15 protein-coding genes and 1 tRNA gene are annotated in these 23,027 nt (G+C 43.9%); 9 read left to right on the forward strand and 7 right to left on the reverse strand.

The genetic code is table 11. The annotated features are described in order from the left end of the window. The 3 genes from AC5JM2_RS13005 to AC5JM2_RS13015 form a co-directional block, all read left to right on the forward strand. The coding region (locus AC5JM2_RS13005; protein WP_495835294.1) for a TnsB C-terminal domain-containing protein at positions 1–2,067 on the forward strand (2,067 nt) is incomplete at its 5' end. Between the two features lie 2 nt (positions 2,068–2,069). Further along, positions 2,070–3,221, forward strand: coding sequence for an ATP-binding protein (locus tag AC5JM2_RS13010; RefSeq protein ID WP_495835295.1), 1,152 nt, complete (start codon positions 2,070–2,072; stop codon positions 3,219–3,221). Further along, positions 3,211–4,614, forward strand: coding sequence for a TniQ family protein (locus AC5JM2_RS13015; protein WP_495835296.1), 1,404 nt, complete (start codon positions 3,211–3,213; stop codon positions 4,612–4,614). Before AC5JM2_RS13010 ends, AC5JM2_RS13015 begins: the two co-directional genes overlap by 11 nt. A gap of 95 nt (positions 4,615–4,709) precedes the next feature. Here the strand turns inward: AC5JM2_RS13015 and AC5JM2_RS13020 are convergent. The 3 genes from AC5JM2_RS13020 to hisF all read right to left on the reverse strand — a co-directional run bounded on the left by AC5JM2_RS13020 (position 4,710) and on the right by hisF (position 5,956). Continuing rightward, positions 4,710–4,782: transfer RNA gene (locus AC5JM2_RS13020), tRNA-Ala, on the reverse strand. A 111-nt stretch (positions 4,783–4,893) separates the two neighbouring features. Continuing rightward, a complete protein-coding gene (locus AC5JM2_RS13025) occupies positions 4,894–5,085 on the reverse strand; it encodes a hypothetical protein (protein WP_169154742.1) in 192 nt (63 codons plus the stop codon). A 103-nt stretch (positions 5,086–5,188) separates the two neighbouring features. After that, positions 5,189–5,956: an imidazole glycerol phosphate synthase subunit HisF gene (gene hisF / locus AC5JM2_RS13030; RefSeq protein WP_495835297.1), complete on the reverse strand. Its 768-nt coding sequence runs from the start codon at positions 5,954–5,956 to the stop codon at positions 5,189–5,191. Positions 5,957–6,210: 254 nt separating this feature from the next. On the opposite strand from hisF, the gene ruvB reads away from it, so the two are divergent. The 6 genes from ruvB to AC5JM2_RS13060 all read left to right on the forward strand — a co-directional run bounded on the left by ruvB (position 6,211) and on the right by AC5JM2_RS13060 (position 13,861). Beyond that, a complete protein-coding gene (gene ruvB, locus AC5JM2_RS13035; RefSeq protein WP_495835298.1) occupies positions 6,211–7,311 on the forward strand; it encodes a Holliday junction branch migration DNA helicase RuvB in 1,101 nt (366 codons plus the stop codon). A gap of 263 nt (positions 7,312–7,574) precedes the next feature. Continuing rightward, positions 7,575–8,381, forward strand: coding sequence for a tetratricopeptide repeat protein (locus AC5JM2_RS13040; RefSeq protein ID WP_495835299.1), 807 nt, complete (start codon positions 7,575–7,577; stop codon positions 8,379–8,381). A gap of 242 nt (positions 8,382–8,623) precedes the next feature. After that, a complete protein-coding gene (locus tag AC5JM2_RS13045) occupies positions 8,624–9,391 on the forward strand; it encodes an SDR family NAD(P)-dependent oxidoreductase (protein ID WP_495835300.1) in 768 nt (255 codons plus the stop codon). Positions 9,392–9,641: 250 nt separating this feature from the next. Then, positions 9,642–11,204 (forward strand): GMC family oxidoreductase, encoded by a 1,563-nt coding sequence (locus AC5JM2_RS13050; protein WP_495835301.1) that lies wholly within the window; start codon positions 9,642–9,644, stop codon positions 11,202–11,204. 399 nt (positions 11,205–11,603) lie between these two features. Continuing rightward, the gene (locus AC5JM2_RS13055) at positions 11,604–12,878 is read left to right on the forward strand and encodes a glycosyltransferase (protein WP_495835302.1); all 1,275 of its coding nucleotides are present in this window, start codon (positions 11,604–11,606) and stop codon (positions 12,876–12,878) included. 158 nt (positions 12,879–13,036) lie between these two features. Further along, the gene (locus AC5JM2_RS13060) at positions 13,037–13,861 is read left to right on the forward strand and encodes an FkbM family methyltransferase (RefSeq protein WP_495835303.1); all 825 of its coding nucleotides are present in this window, start codon (positions 13,037–13,039) and stop codon (positions 13,859–13,861) included. Positions 13,862–13,882: 21 nt separating this feature from the next. On the opposite strand, the gene AC5JM2_RS13065 is transcribed toward AC5JM2_RS13060, so the two are convergent. From AC5JM2_RS13065 to priA, 4 genes are all read right to left on the reverse strand, one after another. Then, positions 13,883–15,280 carry a cytochrome P450 gene (locus tag AC5JM2_RS13065; RefSeq protein ID WP_495835304.1) on the reverse strand — a complete coding sequence of 466 codons (1,398 nt, stop codon included), beginning with the start codon at positions 15,278–15,280 and terminating at the stop codon, positions 13,883–13,885. A 98-nt stretch (positions 15,281–15,378) separates the two neighbouring features. Next, positions 15,379–16,776, reverse strand: coding sequence for a cytochrome P450 (locus tag AC5JM2_RS13070; protein WP_495835305.1), 1,398 nt, complete (start codon positions 16,774–16,776; stop codon positions 15,379–15,381). Positions 16,777–17,092: 316 nt separating this feature from the next. Next, entirely contained in the window at positions 17,093–19,306 is a 2,214-nt protein-coding gene (glgP, locus tag AC5JM2_RS13075) for an alpha-glucan family phosphorylase (RefSeq protein ID WP_495835306.1), read from the reverse strand. Between the two features lie 323 nt (positions 19,307–19,629). Continuing rightward, on the reverse strand, positions 19,630–22,311 hold the full coding sequence (gene priA, locus AC5JM2_RS13080; protein ID WP_495835307.1) for a primosomal protein N': 2,682 nt from the start codon (positions 22,309–22,311) through the stop codon (positions 19,630–19,632). Between the last annotated feature and the right edge of the window lie 716 nt (positions 22,312–23,027).

Genomic DNA, 23,027 nt, shown 5'->3' on the forward strand with positions numbered 1-23,027 from the left:
CTCCAAATGATTATCATTCTTGCTTTGGGTGATTTTATTGCTTGGAAGTCCCTAATTGCTCAAGAGCAAATCTATATTGATTTAAATACTACATCACTTGCTGAACCAGAAAGATGTCTTATCTTCCGTGACGAACAAACTGCTAGTGCTTACAGATTAATGGTTGAACAACCAAGTGTAAGTCTTGCGGCTATCTCTGCTGTAATCAATGTTGTTACTGGCACGACTGTTAGTTGGGACGGCAAAGGTTTAAATATCATCCATGTTGGCGAAACAGAGGTTACACTTGGCGCAGAAAATAATCAGTTAATTGAACTCAAAAAAGCTATATTTGAGAATCTGGTTCGCCAAGGAAAAATCACTAGTCTCCAAACACCAGAAAAAACAGCTATTAGCACAGAATCTTGGCAGCGATTTTATCAAGCTAGTCCTGAAGACCAAGCAGAAGCTCTTGAACGCTACAAAACTATCGAACCTTACTTAAACGGACATCCCCCAGAAAACGAAACAATACCAGCCCGTACCATTCGTCACTGGAAAGCTAAATATCTAACTGCACTTCAAAAATACGGTTGTGGCTACATTGGGCTTTTGTCTCATCGCAGTGCCAAAGGTAATCGTCAGCGTAAGCTACCCGAAGACACCTTAGCAATTATGGAGAAATTTATTTTAGAAGATTATGAAACTCTTAAACAAAAAAGAATGTGGGAGGTTTACGGGGCTTTAGTTCGAGCTTGCGAACAATCTGGTGTAATTGCTCCGAGTTACAAAGCATTTACTCAAGAAGTAAAACGCCGTGCTGGTTACGAGCAGACTAAAAAACGCCAAGGTCGTCGTGCCGCTTATCAGCATGAATCCTTCTATTGGGAGCTTACTACAACTACCCCAAGACACGGCGATCGCCCCTTTGAAATTGGACATATAGATCATACTCAGTTAGATGTAGAGCTAGTTTGTTCTCGTACAGGTCGCAATCTTGGCAGACCTTGGGCAACATTTCTCGTAGATGCTTATTCACGGCGATTGCTAGCAGTTTACCTAACGTTCGACTCACCCTCATATCGTTCTTGCTTAATGGTGCTAAGAATTTGTGTCAAGGGTCATGGTAGGCTTCCCCAAATCGTAGTCGTAGATAACGGTACAGAGTTTCACAGCGTTTACTTTGAGACACTACTAGCTACTTTTGAATGTACAAAAAAGCAAAGGCCCCCAGCCAAAGCTCGTTTTGGTTCGGTTTGCGAACGCTTATTTGGAACTTCCAATACTCAATTTGTCCATAACTTACTCGGTAATACACAAATAACTCGTAACGTCCGCCAAGTTACCAAGTCAGTTAACCCTAAAAATCAAGCTGTATGGACACTTGGTTTACTTTATGAATATCTTTGTGCTTGGGCTTACGAAGTTTACGATACAGACGAACATCCGGCACTTTTCCAAAGTCCGAGGGATGCGTTTGCTGCGGGTATGGCGATTGGTGGCAGTCGGGTTCACCGCATGATTCCTTACGATGAAAACTTTCAGATTCTTACCCTACCTACAACCTCAGAGGGAAAAGCAAAAGTTCAAGCTGGACGCGGCGTAAAAATTAACTCAATCTACTACTGGTCTAATAGTTTCCGCGACCCCCAAATTGAAAATACCTCTGTTCAAATAAGATATGACCCGTTTAATATTGGTATCGCTTACGCCTTTGTTCGAGGACACTGGGTAGAGTGTATTTCTCAATATTATGCAGAACTTCAAGGTCGCTCAGAAAAAGAATTGAAGTTAGCTAGTGCTGAGTTACGCAAACGCTCCTCAAATCATGCACAACAATCTAAAGTTTCGGCTAAGAATTTAGCAGAATTTTTAGCATCGGTAGAAGCTCAAGAAGCTCTATTAGAACAGCGTTCTTATGATGCAGAAGTTAAGGAAGTCTTTAGGGTAATCGAGGGCGGAAAAGCTACAACAAGCCGCGACGAACAACCAAAGGTTATTCAAGTTCCTTTTGGCAATACCGATTCTCAAGCGGATGAAGATGAAGCAATTGTCTTAGAAACACTTGTAGTTTATGAGGAGTTTTAATTATGACAAGACTTAATGGATTTCCTCTTGAACTCCTCAAACTACCTGCTCCAGAAAGGCTTGCCTACTTTGAGAATTACACCGTAGCGCATCCTCGACTTAAAGAAGTCTATGAAATTCTCATGCGAACAATTGCCGAACCCGCAGGGGCATCATTTATCTTTGTTTACGGTGCTAGTGGTGTTGGTAAAACAACTTTGCGACTCCGCGTTGAGCAGAAATTAATAGAACTAGCATTACCTAAACTGGAAAGCGATCGCGGTCGTGTTCCTGTTGTTGGTGTTGAAGCTGTAGCCCCAGAATCAAGAAACTTCAACTGGAAGGATTACTACACACGCGCCTTAATCGCCTTAGAAGAACCCTTAATCGATCACAAGTTTGATTACAGTGTGCGTGGTATCTATCGCGATAATTTCGGAAAAATTAATATTGAGTCGAAAGTAGTTGCACCTGCTCTACGCAGAGCTTTAGAAAATGCTCTCATCCACCGTCATCCAGACGTATTTTTTGTAGATGAAGCACAACATTTTGGCAAGATGGCAAGCGGATACAAGCTACAAGATCAATTAGACTGCCTCAAATCTGTGGCAAATATGACAGGCATTTTGCACTGTCTATTAGGAACATACGAACTACTTACATTCCGTAATTTGAGCGGTCAACTCTCACGTCGTAGTGTCGATATTCATTTTCGCCGTTATTGTGCTGACAATCCAGAGGATGTACAAGCTTTCAAAAGTGTATTATTAACTTTCCAGCAGCAGATGCCACTTGCAGAAACTCCAGATTTAGTTAGTCATTGGGAATATTTTTATGAACGGACTTTAGGATGTGTTGGCATACTAAAAAATTGGTTAACACGCGCTCTTAAAGATGCTCTCGATAGAGAAGCAGCAACCGTTATACTCAAAGACTTACAAAAACGCGCTTGGTCGGTTGCTCAATGCCAGAGGATGTTCAAAGAAATTCAAGAAGGCGAACGACAATTATCTGAAACGGAAACAGACGTACAAAACTTACGCTCTGCTCTAGGACTTGGAGCAAAGACAATTGCACAGCCAGAAGAAACCCCAAAAACTACTCGTCCGCCAGGAAAAGTTGGCAAACGCAACCCCAAAAGAGATCCTATTGGAGTGCAACAAGATGTTAGCTAATGGATTAGTAACATACGAATGTTGGGATTTAAAAAAGCTTTCTATTCCATCTCGCAGTCGGTTGTATCGGTTAGATCCTATTGGTATTGGCACTCCATTAGTGGAAAGCTTAACTGGTTATATATCTCGACTAGCAGAAGCTCATTGTGTTAATCCAGGGGTTTTAATGGAGAAGGAACTCGCAACGCTTGTTAACAAAGAGTATGGAGGTGCCAATTTACACAGAATATATAATTACACTACCGCACTCAACGGTAGCGGTGTCATGGCAATGGACTTAGTTCAAGCTCTACAGAAATTAACACTCCGTGACGATTTATGCTTTCTCACTTTACTAACTTGGTACAAACTATTCCCTTCTAGAAATTTACTGCGCCCTGTTCAGGCTTGGTGTCCGAGTTGTTATCAAGAATGGTACGAGAAAAAACAATTAATTTATGAGCCTTTACTTTGGTTGCTAGATGTAGTAAAAATATGCCCCTATCACCACCATAAATTAATTTTTGAGTGTCCTCATTGTCATCAAAAAAACACTACGCTGGCTTGGCGATCGCGACCAGGATATTGTTCAAAATGTGGAGAGTGGTTAGGACTGATTCTTGGGATAGAATCAGCCAATAGGAACGCTTTAAAAAAAAATGAGCTAGAACAGAGAATATGGGCTGCTAAGACTATTGGAGAATTAATTGCTGCTACTCCATATTTGAATGATGCTCTATCTTCTACTGCAATCGCTCTTACTCTATCTAAGTGGGTTGAGCAAATTGCAAAAGGAAATATAGCTGAATTTGCTCGTCAGATTAATATTCCCAGAAATACAGTTTGGCTCTGGTGTAAAGGTAAAAATTTACCTTCTCTTGAAGCACTGACAAATATTTGTTACTGTTTTGGAGTATCAATTCTAAGCTTTTTGACCGAAGAAACTAATAATTTATCTCTCTCAAGGAAATTGGTAGCAACTGAAGTTAAAACCACATCATTAAGAACAAGGAGTAAGCCATTTAATGCTGAGAGAGTCAAATCCTATCTAGAAGTGCTACTCACAAATGATGAGTCTCCTCCTTTATCTATGGAGGAGGTAGCTAGGCAGTTAGGAGTTGATAGAAGAACGATTTACAAACATTTTCCAGATTTGTGTCGTGCTATTTCTGCGAGGTATGTCAGCTATCAGAAAGATTACCATAAGAAAATAATAGAAGAATGCTGCCAGGAAGTGCGACTAGTTGCTTTTGAGCTACATAATCAGGGTAAATATCCTACTGAGTCTGCTGTTTCAGAGCTAGTTTCCAAACCAGGGTACTTCCGATACAAAAAAGTTAGATTAGCTCTTAAAGAAGCAAATCGTGAACTTGAGTTACGAAGCTTAAAAATTACCCATAAATTGGAACCATAACTTTGCCGCCTTCTATTAGAAGCATAAGCTTGCCATTGCGGCAAAGTTATGGGTAAAGTCACACGTTCCCTGTTCCCTGTTCCCTGCTATATATATGGAGCTAAGCGGATTCGAACCGCTGACCCCCTCAATGCCATTGAGGTGCTCTACCAACTGAGCTATAACCCCGCACAATAACGCATTTGTAATTGTACTTTAACAATCTGCTATTTGTCAATCCCCACTGCTCGTTAATTGTTAATGAGTGCCATAAGCCATTAGCCGATGGCAATGACTAACTTAAGAGACTTGCAGCAAGTAGCTTATACAATGCCCCATCAGGAAGTAAACCACTAACATAGCCGCAGCTGCTATGGCAACGAGTGTACCAGCTAACATTAGAGAAAATTCTTTGCTTTCATATGCTCTTTCCATCAAATGCAGCGACCAAGCTACTAGCGCCACATCAAATACTAAAATTGGTATCAACATATGTCTTAAATTTATTAATTATTGTTAACTTATATTAACACTGTTTCCAAAAATTGTCTTGAACTACTCCTTGGGTTGCTTGACAAAGAGTTGCAACTTGGGGTTACATTCTGACAGGAACATGGCGATCGCGTAGATAAGTCTTGACTTCAGCTACGCTTAACTGTCCGTAATGTAAAAGTGAGGCAAGTAATGCTGCTTCTGCTTGAGCTTCTGTGAGTGCGGTATAGATATGTTCACAATTGCCTGCACCGCCAGATGCAACGACCGGAATTTGTACAGATTGAGCGATCGCCCGAGTTAACTCTATGTCATAACCAGCTTGAGTACCATCAGCATCCATACTTGTTACTAGCAGTTCTCCTGCACCGCGTTTTTCGACTTCTTGCGCCCAAAACAGGGCATCAATGCCAGTATTTTCTCTACCACCTCGCACAAAAACATCCCAACCTGGGTGATTGGGGTCTAGTCGTCGTCTGGCATCAATTGCAACGACTATACATTGGTTTCCAAAACGGTCACTCGCTCGATTAATAAAATCTGGGTCGCGTACCGCCGTAGAATTAATACTAACCTTGTCTGCTCCAGCTCGTAAAAGATTTTTAACATTTTCTAAGGATTGGATCCCACCACCGACAGTGAGGGGAATAAAGACCTGTTCAGCAGTTCGGTACACCACGTCGATAATAGTGTCGCGGTCTTCATGAGTGGCTGTAATATCTAGAAACACTAACTCATCTGCCCCGGCATCGTTGTAAACCTTTGCCAGTTCTACTGGATCGCCTGCATCCCTCAAGTTAACAAAGTTAACTCCTTTAACAACTCGTCCTGCCTTCACATCCAGACACGGTAAGATTCTTTTAGCTAGCATGAGTAGTTTTACACTCCTGTGAAAATTATCTAAAACTGAAATTTTAAATTTGCCAGAGTATTACAGAAACAACATTTTCGCACGTGAACAGGGGTTCAGGGAAATAACAGTATGAGGGAAAATGTAAAGTGTAGGTCGTGAATCTGTGTATTGTGAACTTGGATTGTGAACACTCAATACTTATTCACCCTACACCCTACCGTTTTACGCTCAACACTGCAAAAGTCGTATATCCAAAATCAATAGCAGTCATTATGGCGATTATCTCCTCAAAAAAACAGCCCCAAGAACCCAACAAAGAACCAAAGCAGCGTCGTGAGGTGGCGAAAGCGCCTCCTAAAGAGAATCTTTTGCAACCTGAAGCAGCTATTGATGAAGGTAAGCAAGAAGAAAGTATACGCCCACAACGATTTGCTGACTATATCGGGCAGAAAGATTTAAAGGACGTGCTAGATATTGCGATTAAAGCTGCCAAGTCTCGGGGTGAGGTGCTGGATCATCTACTGTTGTATGGTCCTCCAGGATTGGGGAAAACCACAATGGCTATGATACTGGCGTCTGAGATGGGAGTTAATTGCAAAATTACGAGTGCACCAGCTTTGGAACGTCCCAGAGATATTGTCGGGCTATTGGTGAATCTCAAGCCAGGAGATGTTTTGTTTATTGATGAAATTCATCGTCTGTCGCGGATGAGCGAAGAAATTTTATACCCAGCAATGGAGGATTATCGCTTAGATATTACTATTGGTAAAGGTTCTAGCACCAAAACTCGCAGCTTACCACTATCAAAATTTACCTTGGTTGGGGCAACAACTCGTGCTGGGGCGTTGAGTTCACCGTTGCGCGATCGCTTTGGCTTAATTCAAAAACTCAGATTTTATGAAGTTGATGAACTGAGTAAAATTGTCTTACGCAGCGCTCAATTACTCCAAACGAATATCACTGAAGATGGTGCAGCAGAAGTTGCTCGTCGTTCGCGGGGAACACCACGTATTGCTAATAGATTACTTAAAAGAGTCCGTGATTATGCGCAAGTCAAATCATTCCAGGAGGTGAATGAACAGGTTGCAGCAGAAGCATTGCAACTATTTCAAGTCGATCCTTGCGGTTTAGATTGGACAGACCGTCGGATGTTGAGTGTGATTATTGAACAGTTTAATGGTGGTCCGGTGGGATTGGAAACAATCGCTGCAGCAACGGGTGAAGATACACAAACGATTGAGGAAGTGTATGAACCATATCTGATGCAGATTGGCTATTTAAGCCGGACGACCCGTGGTAGAGTGGCGACACCCACAGCTTACAAGCATTTAGGTTTTAAACCACCAAATGAACAGTTATCGTTGTTACCGTAATTTGATTTTGGGGATTGCAAAATTTATGTTCTTGTTTGCAAGTTCCAGAAAACTTGGATCAAGGCTTGCAGGTTGAGTCAGTTCTCGTCATGATTAATTTTGGATTAGGACTTACGCAAAAATAACGCAATTGTTGTCATTGCGACCAAAAGGAAGCGATCACCCTTTGGGTGGCTCCCCGCTGGAGCATCGCAAAGCCTTATTTTTCACGAGTGCGTAAGTCCTATGAATTTGGAACCGCAGATGGACGCAGAGAAACGCAGATGATGAGACTAATTATTATTTTTCTAAGTCTGTTGCTGGTGTTTGGGTGGGGTGAGGTTGCCATAGCAGAAACGAAATCCCCCAATTTCACTCCAGAACAGTTACAGCAAGGCGATGAGTTAGCGAATAAGGCAATTGCCGCTACTAATAAAGGTGATTTTGGCACGGCGGAACGGTACTGGACGCAAATTCTTGAGCAATTTCCCGATAATGCAGCGGTTTGGAGTAACCGAGGAAATACTAGAGTTAGTCAAAATAAGTTGCAAGAAGCACTCGCAGATTATAATAAGGCGGTAGAATTAGCTCCGAATGTGACTGACCCCTACTTGAATCGTGGTACGGCGTTGGAAGGTCTGGGAAAATGGGATGAGGCGATCGCAGATTATAATCACGTTCTAGAACTTGACCCCAAAGATGCAATGGCATATAACAATCGAGGAAATGCCTATGCTGGTTTGAGGAAGTGGGAAGAGGCGATCGCCGACTACAAAAAATCCAATGAAATTGCCCCGAATTTTGCCTTTGCCCGTGCGAACTATGTCCTTGCCCTTTATGAAACTGGTAAAGTAGACGAAGCAATTCGGGAAATGCGGAACATTCTCCGTAAATATCCTAATTTTGCAGATGTACGTGCTGCTATTACTGCAGCCTACTGGGTAGAAGGAAAACAAGGTGAGGCGGAGAGTAACTGGGTGTCAGCAGTTGGACTCGATGCGCGTTACAAGGATATCGACTGGGTGACGAATATTCGCCGATGGCCCCCTAGTTTAGTAACGGCTTTGGATAAGTTTTTGACACTCAAGTAAAATATGTGTTTGGCAGAAGGTGCCATTACCAAAAGTAGGTTAATTTTGCAAGCCTTCTGTCAAAAAATTGCGATTTCTTTATATTTGTGCTGTATCAAAGCAAGTGCATAAGTTGATTTCATTTGCACCTAGTAAATAGATAAGGGGTTTTGACTTTAACCGTCACAAATAAGCGTGCGTTCATCAAAGATGGCAGGAATTTCAGTACAACGACTATTTCACAGTAGCAATAATTAGGTATTATGAATCGAGTCAAAGATAAAGTTGCAATTATTACAGGTGCAGCACGAGGTATTGGTGGAGCAACAGCTCTACTTTTAGCAAAAGAAGGAGCCAAGGTTGCTGTCACAGATATTCTTGTGGATGAAGGTAAAACATCAGTACAAGAAATTCATAGTCATGGCGGAGAAGCTGATTACTGGCATTTAGACGTTTCCCAAGAAACTCAAGTCAAGCAAGTATTTGCTGAAGTTTACCGCAAGTGGGGAAAAATCGATATTTTAGTCAATAATGCAGGAATCGCTGGTATCAATAAACCCACTCATGAGATTTCTGAAGAAGAATGGAACACAGTGATGGCAGTTAATACAAATGGGGTTTTTCTTTGTACTAAACACGCCATCACTTATATGCTAAACACAGATGGTGGTAGCATTATCAATCTGTCCTCGATTTTCGGGCTGGTTGGTTCGCCTAGTGTACCACCCTACCATGCAGCTAAAGGTGCGGTACGTTTGATGACTAAAGCGAATGCAATACAATATGCGAAAAATAATATTCGCTTTAATTCTATTCATCCCGGCTTAATTTGGACACCGATGGTAGAAGAGGCTTTCAAAAAAACAGAAAACCCCACAGAAGTTTTGAAAGACTACGAAAAGCGAATCCCCGCAGGACGTCTAGGCAAATCAGATGATATTGCTTATGGAATACTTTACCTGGCTTCCGATGAGTCAAAGTATATGACAGGAGCGGAATTAGTCATTGATGGTGGCTATACAGCCCAGTAAGTAGGTCGGCGTAAATAATTATTGTTGGAATAAGGCAGGGAGCAGGGAGCAGGGAGCAGGGAGAGAAAGAGTTTGAGCCTTATTTACTTTTCTTTACACAGTTTGGTTTTATTGCACCGACTTACTTAGTAACAAGTTTGTATGAAAAAGCAGGCGTTGCTGTGCATAATTTAATTTATGAAAGCAATTCCCTACGGCAGAGCTACGCTTAACGCCAGCACAATCCATTGTCAATAAAATTGCCAAGAATATGAAGTCCGGCACAAGTTTCCAGGATAAAGTTCATTCTAAGTATGACTACATTGTTATTGGTGCGGGTTCGGCAGGCTGCGTTGTCGCCAACCGAATGTCACAAAACACCGATACAACCGTGTTACTCCTTGAAGCAGGCAACCCGGATACGAAACCGGAGATTCATATTCCGGCAGAAGTCAACAGTCTACAAGGCTCCGAGGTGGACTGGGGCTATATCTCTGAACCAGAGCCGTACTTGAATCATCGCAAAATGTTTTGTCCCCGTGGCAAAGTTTTGGGCGGCAGCAGTTCAATTAATCTCATGATTTATATCCGGGGCAATCCTCACGATTATGACCAATGGCAGGCATTAGGAAATCCCGGCTGGTCGTACCAGCACGTTTTACCCTATTTTAAGAAATCTGAGAACCAGCAACGCGGTGCCGATGTTTACCACGGGGTTGATGGTGAGTTGAGCGTCACTGATCTGATTTCCCCTGGTGTAGTATCCCAACGCTTTGTCGATGCCTGTGTGGAACTCGGATATAACCGCAATCCTGATTTCAACGGGATGCAGCAGTCAGGAACCGGTCTCTATCAGTCAACAATCAAAGATGGTAAACGGCACAGTACCGCCGCTGCCTTCCTCTTGCCGATTCGCCAGCGTCCTAATTTGACGATAACGACAGGCGCGTTGGTGACTCGCTTGTTGTTTGAGAAAACTCGCGCTGTTGGAGTGGAATATCTGCACGAGGGAATGCTGCATCAGGTCACGGTCAACCAGGAAGTGATTTTAAGTGCGGGCGCGTTCGAGTCACCCCAGCTGCTGCTGCTTTCCGGCATTGGGGATGCAAAATACCTCCAAGGGCTGGGAATTTCTGTCGTGGCTGATTTGCCAGGGGTCGGTCAAAACCTGCAAGACCACCTTATCGTTCCGGTAGCCCAACAGACGACTCAAGAAATACACCCTGCCATCACCAGCAATGTGTCTGAAGCCGGAATGTTCTTCCATAGCGAGGGCAACCTGGAGGCTGCACCCGATGTCCAGTTCTTCTTCGGTCCTGATATATTTGTACCGCCTGGCTATGTCCGCCCTGAGTGGGGATTCACGGGTGTAGTCTCTTTGACTCAGTTCCAAAACATTGGCAGTGTCAGTTTGCGCTCATCTGACCCCAAAGACTCTCCAGTCATACGGATGAACTATCTGCAAAGTGAAGCTGATGTGCAAAAGCTCATTGCTGGGATTCGATTAATGCGGCAATTGTTTGGGTCCGGTGCTTTTGATGAGTTTGGCGGTAAGGAAATTGCTCCAGGTGCTGACGTTCAGAGCGATGCAGCACTGGAAGCCTACATCCGGGAAACTTGCAATACGGGACATCATCAGACTGGCACTTGCAAAATGGGCACTGACCCAATGGCAGTGGTAGACCCCGAACTGCGAGTACATGGGGTTAAGGGATTGCGGGTTGCGGATGCATCGATTATGCCAACTCTGGTCAGGGGCAACACAAACGCGCCCATCATTATGATTGGTGAAAAAGCAGCCGATTTAATTAAAGCCGCAGGTGGCATTTCATAGCAAGCATTTCCTTCGCGGCATAAGATTACCGAAGCGATCGCCAAAGGCGCTTGCACTCCTAAGGCCCACACAATCCATTGCCAATAAAATAAGAAAGAAGTGGGAAGAGGCGATCTGCCGCTATGCTGCTGCGAACCTATCGCCGACTACAAAAAATCCAATGAAATTGCCCAGAATTTTGCTTTTGCTCATGCAAGGGATAATAACCAGAAGCAGATTGGTTTTTAATGCCTTGTGCCAAAAATTTTGTGAGTTATTTACATTTATGGGCTATGGAATAAGTGCATAAGTTGATTTTATTTACATTTAATAATTATAGATAGCGGGTTTTGACTTTTAACCGTTGCATGGTTTTGCCTGCAGTGGCTTTCTCACTCACTTTAAGTAGCAGCATTTACTATGACTCATTTTGGTATTATCAGTCCTGGTGCAGCAACTGGTCCGCTCAACACTATGCTCCCCTTGGGGCAGGAACTTCAACGACGCGGTCACCGCGTCACCGTGTTTGGAACACCCGACACTCAAGCCAAAGTACTGGCAGCTAGAATAGAATTCCAGGCAATTGGTAAGCAAGATTTTCCGGCTGGCTCAACAGCAGAAGTTTTTACCAAGTTAGGGCAACTGCGTGGATTGGCTGCGTTAGCATACACAATTGAGCTACTCAAGCAAATCTCGGCTGTTACGCTCCGGGATGCTCCAGCTTTACTAAAAGCAGCAGGTGTAGAAGCTTTACTAGTAAACCAAAGTTCAGTAGAAGGAGGAACGATCGCTGATTTTCTCGAAATTCCTTTCGTTACTGTGTGCAGTGCTGTGGTGCTTAATCAAGAACCCAGTATTCCTCCTTTTAACACCTCTTGGAAGTATAGCCCAGCTTGGTGGGCACGTTTACGTAACGAAATCGGTTATGCGTTACTTAATCGCGTCGCCAAACCAATTGGAGACGTGATAGGCGAGTATCGCCGAGAGTGGAAGTTACCCCTGCACTCAAAGCCTAATGATGCCTACTCTCAACTGGCTATACTGAGTCAAGCACCTGCAGAGTTTGAATATCCTAGGCAGGAATTGCCTCCTTGGTTTCATTTCACAGGAACCTATCTTACTTCAGCCAGTCGGGCATCTGTTGCTTTCCCCTATGAAAAGTTGACTGAAAAACCCTTGATTTACGCTTCGATGGGAACATTGCAAAATCGTCTGATTTGGGTTTTTCAAACTATTGCCGCAGCTTGTGAAGGATTAGATGCCCAATTAGTAATTTCTCTGGGAGGTTCTGCTAAACCAGAATCACTGCCAAACTTGCCGGGAAATCCTTTAGTCGTTGAGTATGCACCTCAATTAGACGTGTTGGAAAAAGCGACCCTGATGATTACTCATGCAGGTATGAATACGACGATGGAATGTGTCAAGAATGGAGTGCCTATGGTGGCGATTCCAGTTGCCAATGACCAGCCAGGGGTAGCAGCGCGTATAGCTTGGACAGGCGCGGGTGAGTTTGTCCCTCTCAACAAATTGAATGTTCCGAGGTTGCGAGACGCCGTAAAGCGGGTGTTTACAGAAGAATCTTACAAGCAGAATGCGCTCAGATTACAAGCAGCCACTCTCGGTGCTGGTGGAGTCACTCGTGCTGCCGATATTATCGAGCAAGCGGTATCTACGGGTAAGCCAGTCTTGCCTTAAACACAGCAATGAGATTTTCCGTTTACTGAATAGGAATCAAAATATATAGCAGCCCTAAATCATTTGTGAAAAATCTGTTCCCTGTTTCCTGTTCCCTGTTCCCTGTTCCCTCTCTTAACCAATAAGTTTACAACTCCTGCACGGATTGCTATATATTTATGCCAACTTTAATCCCAGAAACTACGCTTCCCAATGGGATGAAAATATTTTGCATTCGGGAAGAGGAAGTGCCGATTATTTATGAACAAATCCAGCAGTATTTCAAGCATGGGGTCAAGTTGCAAGAAGGTGACACCGTGTTTGATGTGGGTGCAAACATTGGTTTATTCACACTATGGCTATATCAGCTGTGTAAGACAAATGTGAATATCTATGCCTTCGAGCCTATCCCAGCCATTTTCGACGTGCTGCATGCTAATGCCCAACGCTTTGGTCCAGAAAAACTCCGAGTATTTCCTTGCGGACTTTCGCGGGAGTCTAAGACCATAATGTTCGCTTACTATCCCAACGCTACACCGTTATCTAGTGCTTACCCGGATGGTTCAAAGCAGCAACGAGACAAATTTAAGAACATTATCCTACGTAATGTCACAGATGCTCCAACCTCCGTCCGTTGGCTTCGTTGGCTTCCACCAGCTCTGCGATCGCTTATTTTAGATCGTATATTAGAAAAAGCTTTTCAAATGGAGCAAGTCGCTTGCCAGTTGAGAACTGTATCGGAGATTATACGTGAGTATGCTGTTGAGCAGATTGACTTGCTGAAAGTGGATGTGGAAAGAAGTGAGCTAGATGTCCTTTTAGGGATCGAAGAGCAAGATTGGCCAAAGATTAAGCAAGTCGTTGTTGAAGTACACGATTTGGATTTTCGAGTTGATAAGATGACAGCTCTACTTAAAGAACAAGGGTTGAGTGAAATTATAGTGGAGCAGGAACCCCTTAGGGAGGGTTCCGACACTTTCAACCTGTATGCCTTGCGGCGGTAGTCTAACGCATTCTGTCACTCTTCAAACTGAATTAGAGCTTGTCTCCAAAACACGTTGATTTTGAGAGCGCCTCCCCGTTACCACCATTCGTACACCCCCTTCTGGTGCTAACAGAAGTACCTTACGTACTGGCTGCACTGGTTTGCTATCAGCCAGTTCCATCTGAACGCGCGACAAAACTGTCGCCAAAACCAGTTTCATCTCAAATAAGGCAAATGCCATACCAATACAGCGACGGTTACCGCCACCGAAAGGTAAATATTCAGAAGGAGCAAATTGACGCTCAAGAAAACGCTCTGGTTTAAACTGCTTTGGATTAGGATATAAATCTTCGCGATGATGAGTTAGATAAATAGAGGGAATCAGCAGAGTACCAGGCTCAAACTGGTAGCCCCCAATTTCTAGCGGTGATTTCACCAATCGATTTAATGCCAACATCGCTACTGGGTAAAGGCGTAGTGTTTCACAACAGACAGCATTTAAATAGGGCAAACGAAAAATAGTGTTCGGATCTGGGTTTTCACCCAAGCTATCGAGTTCTTGCAGTAATTTCTCACGCACCTCTGGCAAATGGTGAATCCAATATAATGCCCAAGATAACGCAGTTGCAGTAGTTTCGTGACCCGCTACCAAGAGCGTCATCAACTCATCGCGTAACTCTACATCCGTCATCGGCTGCCCTTGCTCATCGCGAGCCGATATCATCAAAGAGAGAATATCACTCCGAGATGAATTGTCTGGTTGCTCTTTGCGTTCCCGAATCTCGGCGTAGACCAGTTCGTCTATTTGCTGTCTTTGGCGCATAAACTTTTTCCAAGGACTCCACGGACCTAAAGCTCGTCGGAGTAATGGGAAAACAAGCATGACAAGCCTCAACAAAGGTATTTTTGGATTCAGGATTGCAATCAAATGTTCCTTTAGCTTTTCGTAACGTGCCCCTTCCTCTAGACCAAATACGGCTTTCAAAATGACTTGGAAGGAGATTGCTTGCATAGAAGGTAGAACAGAAAAAGATTCACCGACCTGCCACTGACTCGTCACTTGCTTAGTAATATCGGAGATTAGCTCACCATAAGCTAACATCCTTTCTCCATGAAAGGGCGGTGTCAACAATTTTCGTTGTCGCCGGTGAGGCTTGCCTTCTAGCGCCAACATTGATTGCTGCCCCAACAAAAACGATCTAATACCTGCTGGTTCGCCAGAGTCCAACTGTTTTGGATCAGTGGTAAAAATTTGTTGAATCGCTTGGGGGTTACTTATAAAAACTTGTGGCTTAAAAGCTGAACCGATCCTAAGAGTAAAGATGTCACCATAGCGTTGAGCACAAGCTTCCATGTATTCTAAGGGGTTAGTCAGCCACTGGAGCGTCTGTATCAAAGGGTGAGTTTGAGGACCGTCAGGCAGTTGAAAAGTAGGCATTTTTGGTACTTCCTGATACTAAATAATCATTGAATCCATAAATGGCTTGAAGTTTAACGGATTCCGCGAAATTCCCGCAACCAATGCGGTGGGATACTTCACACTGAACTAGAGCTTGTCTCCAAAACACGTTGATTTTGAGACCCTCTCCCCGTCACCACCATTCGCACACCCCCTTTTGGTCCTAACAGAAATCCCTTACGTTCTGGCTGCACTAGCTTGCTATCAGCCAGTTCCATCTGAACGCGGGACAAAACTGTCGCCAAAACCAGTTTCATCTCAAATAAGGCAAATGCCATACCAATACAGCGACGGTTACCGCCACCGAAAGGTAAATATTCAGAAGGAGCAAATTGACGCTCAAGAAAACGCTCTGGTTTAAACTGCTTTGGATTAGGATATAAATCTTCGCGATGATGAGTTAGATAAATAGAGGGAATCAGCAGAGTACCAGGCTCAAACTGGTAGCCCCCAATTTCTAGCGGTGATTTCACCAATCGATTTAATGCCAACATCGCTACTGGGTAAAGGCGTAGTGTTTCACAACAGACAGCATTTAAATAGGGCAAACGAAAAATAGTGTTCGGATCTGGGTTTTCACCCAAGCTATCGAGTTCTTGCAGTAATTTCTCACGCACCTCTGGCAAATGGTGAATCCAATATAATGCCCAAGATAACGCAGTTGCAGTAGTTTCGTGACCCGCTACCAAGAGCGTCATCAACTCATCGCGTAACTCTACATCCGTCATCGGCTGCCCTTGCTCATCGCGAGCCGATATCATCAAAGAGAGAATATCACTCCGAGATGAATTGTCTGGTTGCTCTTTGCGTTCCCGAATCTCAGCGTAGATGAGTTCATCTATTTGCTGTCTTTGGTGCATAAAGTTTTTCCAAGGACTCCACGGACCTAAAGCCCGTTGGAGTAATGGGAAAAGAAGCATGACAGCTCTCAATAAAGGTCTTTTTGGATTCAGCAGGGCAATCAAAAGTTCTTTGAGCTTTTCGTAACGTGCCCCTTCCTCTAAACCAAAGACAGCTTTCAAAATAACTTGGAAGGAGATTGCTTGCATGGAAGGTAGGACAGAAAAAGATTCACCAACCTGCCACTGACTCGTCACTTGCTCGGTAATATCGGGGATTAGCTCACCATAAGCTAGCATTCTTTCTCCATGAAAGGGCGGTGTCAACAGCTTTCGTTGTCGCTGGTGAGGCTTGCCTTCTAGCGCCAGCATTGATTGTCGCCCCAATAAAGATGATTGAAAACCCGCTGGTTCGCCAGAGTCCAATAGTTTTGGATCAGTTGTAAAAATTTGTTGAATTGCTTTGGGGTTACTTATAAATACTTGTGGCTTAAAAACTGGACCAATCCTGAGAGTGAAGATATCACCATAGCGTTGAGTACAAGCTTCCATGTATTCTAAAGGGCTAGTCACCCATCGAAGCGTCTGTATCAAAGGGTGAGTTTGAGGACCGTCAGGCAGTTGAAAATCAGGCATTTTTGATACTTTCCTGATACTAAAGAATTATTGAACCAAGACCAGGCTAAGCCTGTCATTTATCATTTATCAGTTATCAGTTACCAGTTTTCACTATTCACTGTATGAAGCACAAGCAAATCTATTATCCAAATATAGCAATCCTACTAAATCAATTCATGAACAACAAGATTCCTGACTTCTTTGAAAAGTCGGAAATCTAAAGAAAAACGTCAATTCTGATCAAAATAGAAAAATTTTTTCTATTTTTAATAAAATAAAAAAAAAGGCAGGTTTTAAACCTGCCTACAAGCTGAACCAAGAAACTTAAAATTCCTTACACTAAAACCTTTGCTAAAATCGGTCCAACACGAGTGGCTATTTCTGGGACGTATACCTGTGAAACGTAATCGGCAATCATCCTATCCGTGTTGAACAGTGGTGCATTCGTTTTGATTGATGCCTTCATCATTTGCACCCAGCGGTGAGGAGTACCGTTAGCATCTTGGTCGTAGTACAAGGGGACTATTTGCTCTTCCAAAAGCTTATAAAGGGATTGTGCATCTATGCTATCTTGTAAATCTTGATCACTGGTGTGAGCATCCTCACCAATTGCCCACCCATTTATCCCTTGACCGTTAGCATCTGCTTTGTATCCTTCGCACCACCAACCATCGAGGACGCTGCAATTAATTCCACCATTAAAGCAGACTTTTTGCCCACTGGTACCAGAGGCTTCTAAGGGGCGACGGGGGTTGTTTAACCAAACATCAACACCTTGGACAAGTTTTTGACCAACATAAATATCATAGTCTTCAATAAAGGCAACTCGATGCTGAATTGCCGAATGCTGACACCATTCCATTAAACGTTGAATAATCCGTTTGCCTTCTTCATCAGCTGGGTGAGCTTTACCTGCAAAAATAATTTGTACAGGACGTTGTGCATTGCCAAAAATTCTCATTGCCCGTTCGGCGTCACGCAAAAGCAGATGACCGCGCTTATATGGGCTAAAGCGTCTGGCAAATCCGATAGTCAGCACTTTGGGATCAAGCAGTGTTTCTGCCGCTTGAATTTTTTGGTATTGTTCACCGCGTTGTTCCCGTGCTTTTTTCACTTTATACCGAGTGTAGGCAATCAGTCTTTCTTTTAAGACTAAGTGTCGCCACCAGAGTTCCTCATTTGGAATATTGTCAACTTTCTCCCACGTCTTCGGGTCAATGACACGAGTTTTCCAGTCTTCGCCTAAGTATTGAGCGTACAGCTCTGCCATTAAAGGAGCAGTCCAAGTGGGCGCATGGACGCCATTAGTAATGTAACCGATGGGGACTTTATCTTCAGAACGTTGTGGATACAAAATTGTCCACATTTTACGAGAAACATGACCGTGCAATTCACTGACGCCATTGGCTGCACGACACATCCGTAGTGCTAAAACCGTCATGCCAAAGGGTTCCCAAGGGTCGCCCAGTCGGCGTGCGCCTAATGCCAAGAATTGCTGGCGGGATAGGCGTAGCTGAGTCCAGTAATGGGCAAAGAAGGAGTCTATCAAGTCAGGTGAGAAGACATCATGACCTGCGGGAACGGGTGTGTGGGTGGTGAACACACAACGATTTCGCACATCGGCTTCGATGTCGTAGAAGGATTTGCCAGTGCGCTCAATTTCTTGGCGTGCAACTTCTAAAGTGGAGAATGCAGCATGACCTTCGTTGAGGTGATGGACAGAAGGTTGTATCCCCAAGGCTGTTAAGGCTTTGACACCACCAATTCCCAAGACGACTTCTTGGGCAATGCGAGTTTCCTGGTTACCACCGTACAGGTGTCCAGTTAGCCAGCGGTCTATGGGATCATTATCCTGGCGATCGCTATCCAATAAGTAAAGACTCACTCGCCCCACTTGCACTCGCCAAATTTGCACTCTCACCATTCGTTGGCGAACTTGCAACTGTATCGTGATTGGTTCCCCGTGCCAATTTCTCATTAACTCCAAAGGCATTTGGGAGAAGGGGTTGTCAACGTAGTAATCTTCTTGCCAACCGCCGCGATTGAACCGTTGTCGGAAGTAACCTTGGCGATACAACAAGCCGACACCAACCATTGGGACTCCCAAATCTGATGCTGATTTTAGGTGGTCACCTGCAAGAATGCCTAAACCACCAGAGTAGACAGGCAAAGATTCATGTATGCCAAATTCAGCACAAAAGTAAGCAATGGGATGTTCTTGGGTAATTTGTGGTGCAACCCGACTCACCCAAGTGTCTTTTGTGCTCATGTATTCGTCAAACTCGCGCACGAGTGACCCTATTTGCTTGAGATAATACGGGTCTTCAGCAAGCTGGGTAAGACGTTCGTATGTCGCTGACTGTAACATTTCCACTGGATTGTGCCCGCAGCGTTCCCATGCTTGAGGATCGATGTTTTGGAACAGCGCGACGCGATCGCTCGTCCAACTCCACCAATAGTTATAAGCCAAAGAAGCCAAGCGCTTGAGTGGAAAAGGTAATTTCTCACCCAGTACTTGCACTGCGGTGTTTACGCTGCTGATATTCATAAAACTCTAGGCACTCTCTTAGTTTTTCTGTTTTGCCGTCAAAATTTGCTTCCCAGTGGGGAGACTTGGTCTGGGAATCATCCTTTCAAGTGTGGAGTCGTTTTTTGACGGTTTTTATTTTTCTAGACGTAATCCAAATCATCCTTCTTTTTTGCCAGTTTTGACAACTTTATCTGCATCAAATTAATTGACGTTCTTTTAATTTAGTTTTTGTTATTTTTTCTTAATATATGGCAATCAACAAGATTCCCGACTTCGTGGGAGTTGTCGGGAATCTAAGCACATAGATTTTCACAAATCAAACCCTTAAGCCTGGGGTTTGCTTAAATCATATTTAACGGGTCAACATCAATTGTTAAACTGACAGATCGAGGGCAAAGTTGACGCACTTCCTCCCAATCTGGCAACTGTGGTAAGGCACTGGGGGCAAATTTTAGCAATATCTGCCAGCGGTAACGATTGGCAACCCTTAAAATAGAAGCGGGTGCTGGTCCCAAAATGTCTAAGCCTTCATGAGTCGGCAAAGCTGCTGCGATTATTCCAGCAGTGTTCTCTACTTGAATTGGATCGTCACTACTCAAGCGTAATAAAATCAATCTCCCATAGGGAGGATAATTGAGAGCTTGCCGTTGTTCCAATTCGACATCTATGAAAGATTGATAATCGTGATTTTGCACTGCTTCAATCACAGGATGTTCTGGAGTGTAAGTTTGGACAATCACTCGTCCTGGCTCTTCTCCTCTGCCAGCACGTCCAGCAACCTGTGTCAAGGTTTGCAATGCTCGTTCGCTGGAGCGATAGTCTGATAGATGCAGCAGTCCATCAGCAGCAACAACACCCACGAGTGTGACTTGAGGCAAATCTAATCCTTTGGTGAGCATTTGCGTACCGACTAACAAATCTGCTTCACCATTCACAAACTGTGTTAGGAGAGTACGGTGTGCTCCCTTTGTACGGGTGGTATCGCTATCAAAACGAATGAAGCGCAATTGGGGAAACTGTTTTGCTAACTCCTGGGCGACTCGTTGGGTACCACTGCCGAAAAATTTTAGGTAGGGAGAACCACATTCTGGACAGCTTTTGGGATGCGATCGCGCAAAATTACAGTAATGACACCGCAGTGTTTGCGGCGCGTTCTCTTCTGTATGGTGATACGATAGCGACACATCGCAGTTTGGACATTCCAAAACATATCCACAACTGCGACAAGAAACAAAAGTGCTATGTCCCCGACGATGAATAAATAAAATTCCTTGCTGACGACGTTCTTGCAATTGCTCCAAAGCGGATTGCAAGGAACGACTAAATATAGAACGATTTCCCTGTTGCAATTCTTCGCGCATATCCACAACTTCCACGGGAGGTAGAGGACGGGAGTAGACGCGTTCGGGAAGACAGAGGTAATGAGTCGGGTGAGTCGGAGTTATTTCTCCCCCAACTCCCCCATCTCCCCCATCTCCCCCATTTCCCCCATCTCCCCCATCTCCCCCATCTCCCCCATTTCCCCCAACTCCCACACTCACCCACGTCTCCAGCGAGGGGGTTGCTGAACCCAACACCAGGGGACAGTTTTCTAACTCTGCTCGCCACTGGGCGACGGTGCGGGCGTGGTAGGTGGGGATGGGAGAATCTTGTTTAAAGCTGCTGTCGTGTTCTTCGTCTAATATGATTAAACCCAAGTTTGGTAAAGGAGCAAAAACTGCACTGCGCGTACCGATGACAACTTGGGGTTCTCCGGTTAACATTTGCCTCCAGGTGTCGTAACGTTCACCGTCTGAAAGGGCGCTGTGGTAAACGCTGACTTTGTTACCGAAACGAGCCCGGAAACGATCAGTCAACTGAGGTGTGAGTCCAATTTCTGGCACTAAGACAAGGGCAGACTTGCCTTTTTCTAGTAGAGGGCTTATTGCTTGCAAATACACCTCTGTTTTTCCAGAACCGGTGACACCATGCAACAAGACTATAGCGCATCCTTCTAGATGGGTAATGACCCCTAACGCTTGCGATTGAGCTGATGTTAATATCTTGGTCACATCCATTGCGGGAGTGTCTGCTTGTGTCCCATCTTCAATGGGAGGGAACACAGCAGGAGTTCGCAAGACTTCCCGTTCTTGGATGACGATATATCCCTTTTGTTCTAACGTCTTAAGGATGGAGGTACTTGCACTACAAATTTGTAACAGTTCACTTTGCCACAACTCGCCCCCGCGCCTTCGCAGCACTTCCAAAACTTCTCGCTGGCGAATGGTTAAGTCACGTTCAAATGTAGCACCTATCATTGTGACTGCTTTTTGCTGTTTTGGTCGAGTCAGTTGCGGTGGTTCTAAGTAACTTTCCACCAAACCCCGTCGCTGCAACTCTCGTACTCCTTGGTAAGCAGCTTTGACTTGGCGTTGCAGGTAGGCGAAGCTGTAATCTCCATCTGCTTGTGCTTGTAAAAGTTTGAGAATTTGCTGTGCTGCTGAGGAGAGGAAGGGTAGAGAAGATGAGGGAGTCACAGAGTCTGGGAGTGAGAGATTCTGGGAAAGTTTTCCTTCGCTCCCTCCCTCCTTCGCTCCCTCCCTCCCCTTGTCCTTCTTGGGGAGGCGAATCCGACGCTGCGATCGCCCTAACAAACCAGGTGGTAAGGCGATACGTATGACTTGAATTAGGGGTGTATAATAGTATGATGCAACTCGATTCAAAAGTTCCCAATAATTCGAGGCAAAAAAACCTACACTGGCGATATCTTCTACATTGCGGACTTTTTCTATTGGTAAATCTACTGGGGGTTGTGTGACAAAACGAATGGCGATTCCTCCTAACAGTTGCGTACCAAATGGCACACTTAAAATATCACCTGGTTTTACTTCCAAGTGATTAGGTAGGCGATATGTATAAACTCCTGAACCTCCTGGACAGTCTACCAGTACCTCGATCCAACGATTCACCAGTTTTTCTGGCTGGTACGATTGCCCAGGTTCGGCAACTATCAAAGGAAACAAGTTGACGCCATTCATATACATAGTTTGTGAATCAATAGTACAGACATTTTCCTTACCAAAACAGTTCTAAGTGTTTCGTTCCAAAATAGTCTTTTTTTATTTAAAATCTTCCGGATAACTCAAGCACTTAGAAAAATAGTTAGAAGTCCCCGAATTAGGTCTGGAAAAAAAAATTCCTTGTTCTATCTTTCGGATTCATCCGTAGTCATTCTTTTATAACTCTCGACTTAACAATGAGCAGTCATGAACCAGTTTGTCTATCTTAACCAAGATTCCTCAACTCTAAATATATACATCCTTTGACTGAAAATGTAATTGTCAATACTGCCAACAGACATAATACTTGATAAGTTTCGTCTTATGTAATCTGGTAGAAAAATACTCCTAACTGTAGAAGGCAAGAAAGATTTCAGCAGACTCAAATGAAATTAGACAATCCCAGCTTTTTTCAGTTAATCTTCTATGATTACTAAATGGGGAAGAATGCTTTTCCCCCTATTGATAGATATTTAACCCTAGGTGTATGTGAGATCCTTTATCAGGAGAAGATATTGCTAAAGTTTTTACTTGCCAGACTGCCATTTCGGCGAAAGCTTAAGAGCGATGCATAATCCCACTATCAAAAATCAGATAGTTAATGCCAATTTCAAGACATAAAAAGCCAGAAAACTAAGAAAAGCACAAAATCATTTAAGAATTTGGAGATATGCGTATGAATTTTTATAATTGTTAAATAA

It is taken from the genome of Brasilonema angustatum (assembly GCF_059505445.1).

Excerpts from the sequence above, each read along its gene's own strand:
- AC5JM2_RS13010 (WP_495835295.1), top strand. The coding sequence starts at position 2,070 with ATGACAAGACTTAATGGATTTCCTCTTGAACTCCTCAAACTACCTGCT.
- AC5JM2_RS13015 (WP_495835296.1), top strand. The coding sequence starts at position 3,211 with ATGTTAGCTAATGGATTAGTAACATACGAATGTTGGGATTTAAAAAAG.
- AC5JM2_RS13025 (WP_169154742.1), bottom strand. The coding sequence starts at position 5,085 with ATGTTGATACCAATTTTAGTATTTGATGTGGCGCTAGTAGCTTGGTCG.
- hisF (WP_495835297.1), bottom strand. The coding sequence starts at position 5,956 with ATGCTAGCTAAAAGAATCTTACCGTGTCTGGATGTGAAGGCAGGACGA.
- ruvB (WP_495835298.1), top strand. The coding sequence starts at position 6,211 with ATGGCGATTATCTCCTCAAAAAAACAGCCCCAAGAACCCAACAAAGAA.
- AC5JM2_RS13040 (WP_495835299.1), top strand. The coding sequence starts at position 7,575 with ATGATGAGACTAATTATTATTTTTCTAAGTCTGTTGCTGGTGTTTGGG.
- AC5JM2_RS13045 (WP_495835300.1), top strand. The coding sequence starts at position 8,624 with ATGAATCGAGTCAAAGATAAAGTTGCAATTATTACAGGTGCAGCACGA.
- AC5JM2_RS13050 (WP_495835301.1), top strand. The coding sequence starts at position 9,642 with ATGAAGTCCGGCACAAGTTTCCAGGATAAAGTTCATTCTAAGTATGAC.
- AC5JM2_RS13055 (WP_495835302.1), top strand. The coding sequence starts at position 11,604 with ATGACTCATTTTGGTATTATCAGTCCTGGTGCAGCAACTGGTCCGCTC.
- AC5JM2_RS13060 (WP_495835303.1), top strand. The coding sequence starts at position 13,037 with ATGCCAACTTTAATCCCAGAAACTACGCTTCCCAATGGGATGAAAATA.
- AC5JM2_RS13065 (WP_495835304.1), bottom strand. The coding sequence starts at position 15,280 with ATGCCTACTTTTCAACTGCCTGACGGTCCTCAAACTCACCCTTTGATA.
- AC5JM2_RS13070 (WP_495835305.1), bottom strand. The coding sequence starts at position 16,776 with ATGCCTGATTTTCAACTGCCTGACGGTCCTCAAACTCACCCTTTGATA.
- glgP (WP_495835306.1), bottom strand. The coding sequence starts at position 19,306 with ATGAATATCAGCAGCGTAAACACCGCAGTGCAAGTACTGGGTGAGAAA.
- priA (WP_495835307.1), bottom strand. The coding sequence starts at position 22,311 with ATGTATATGAATGGCGTCAACTTGTTTCCTTTGATAGTTGCCGAACCT.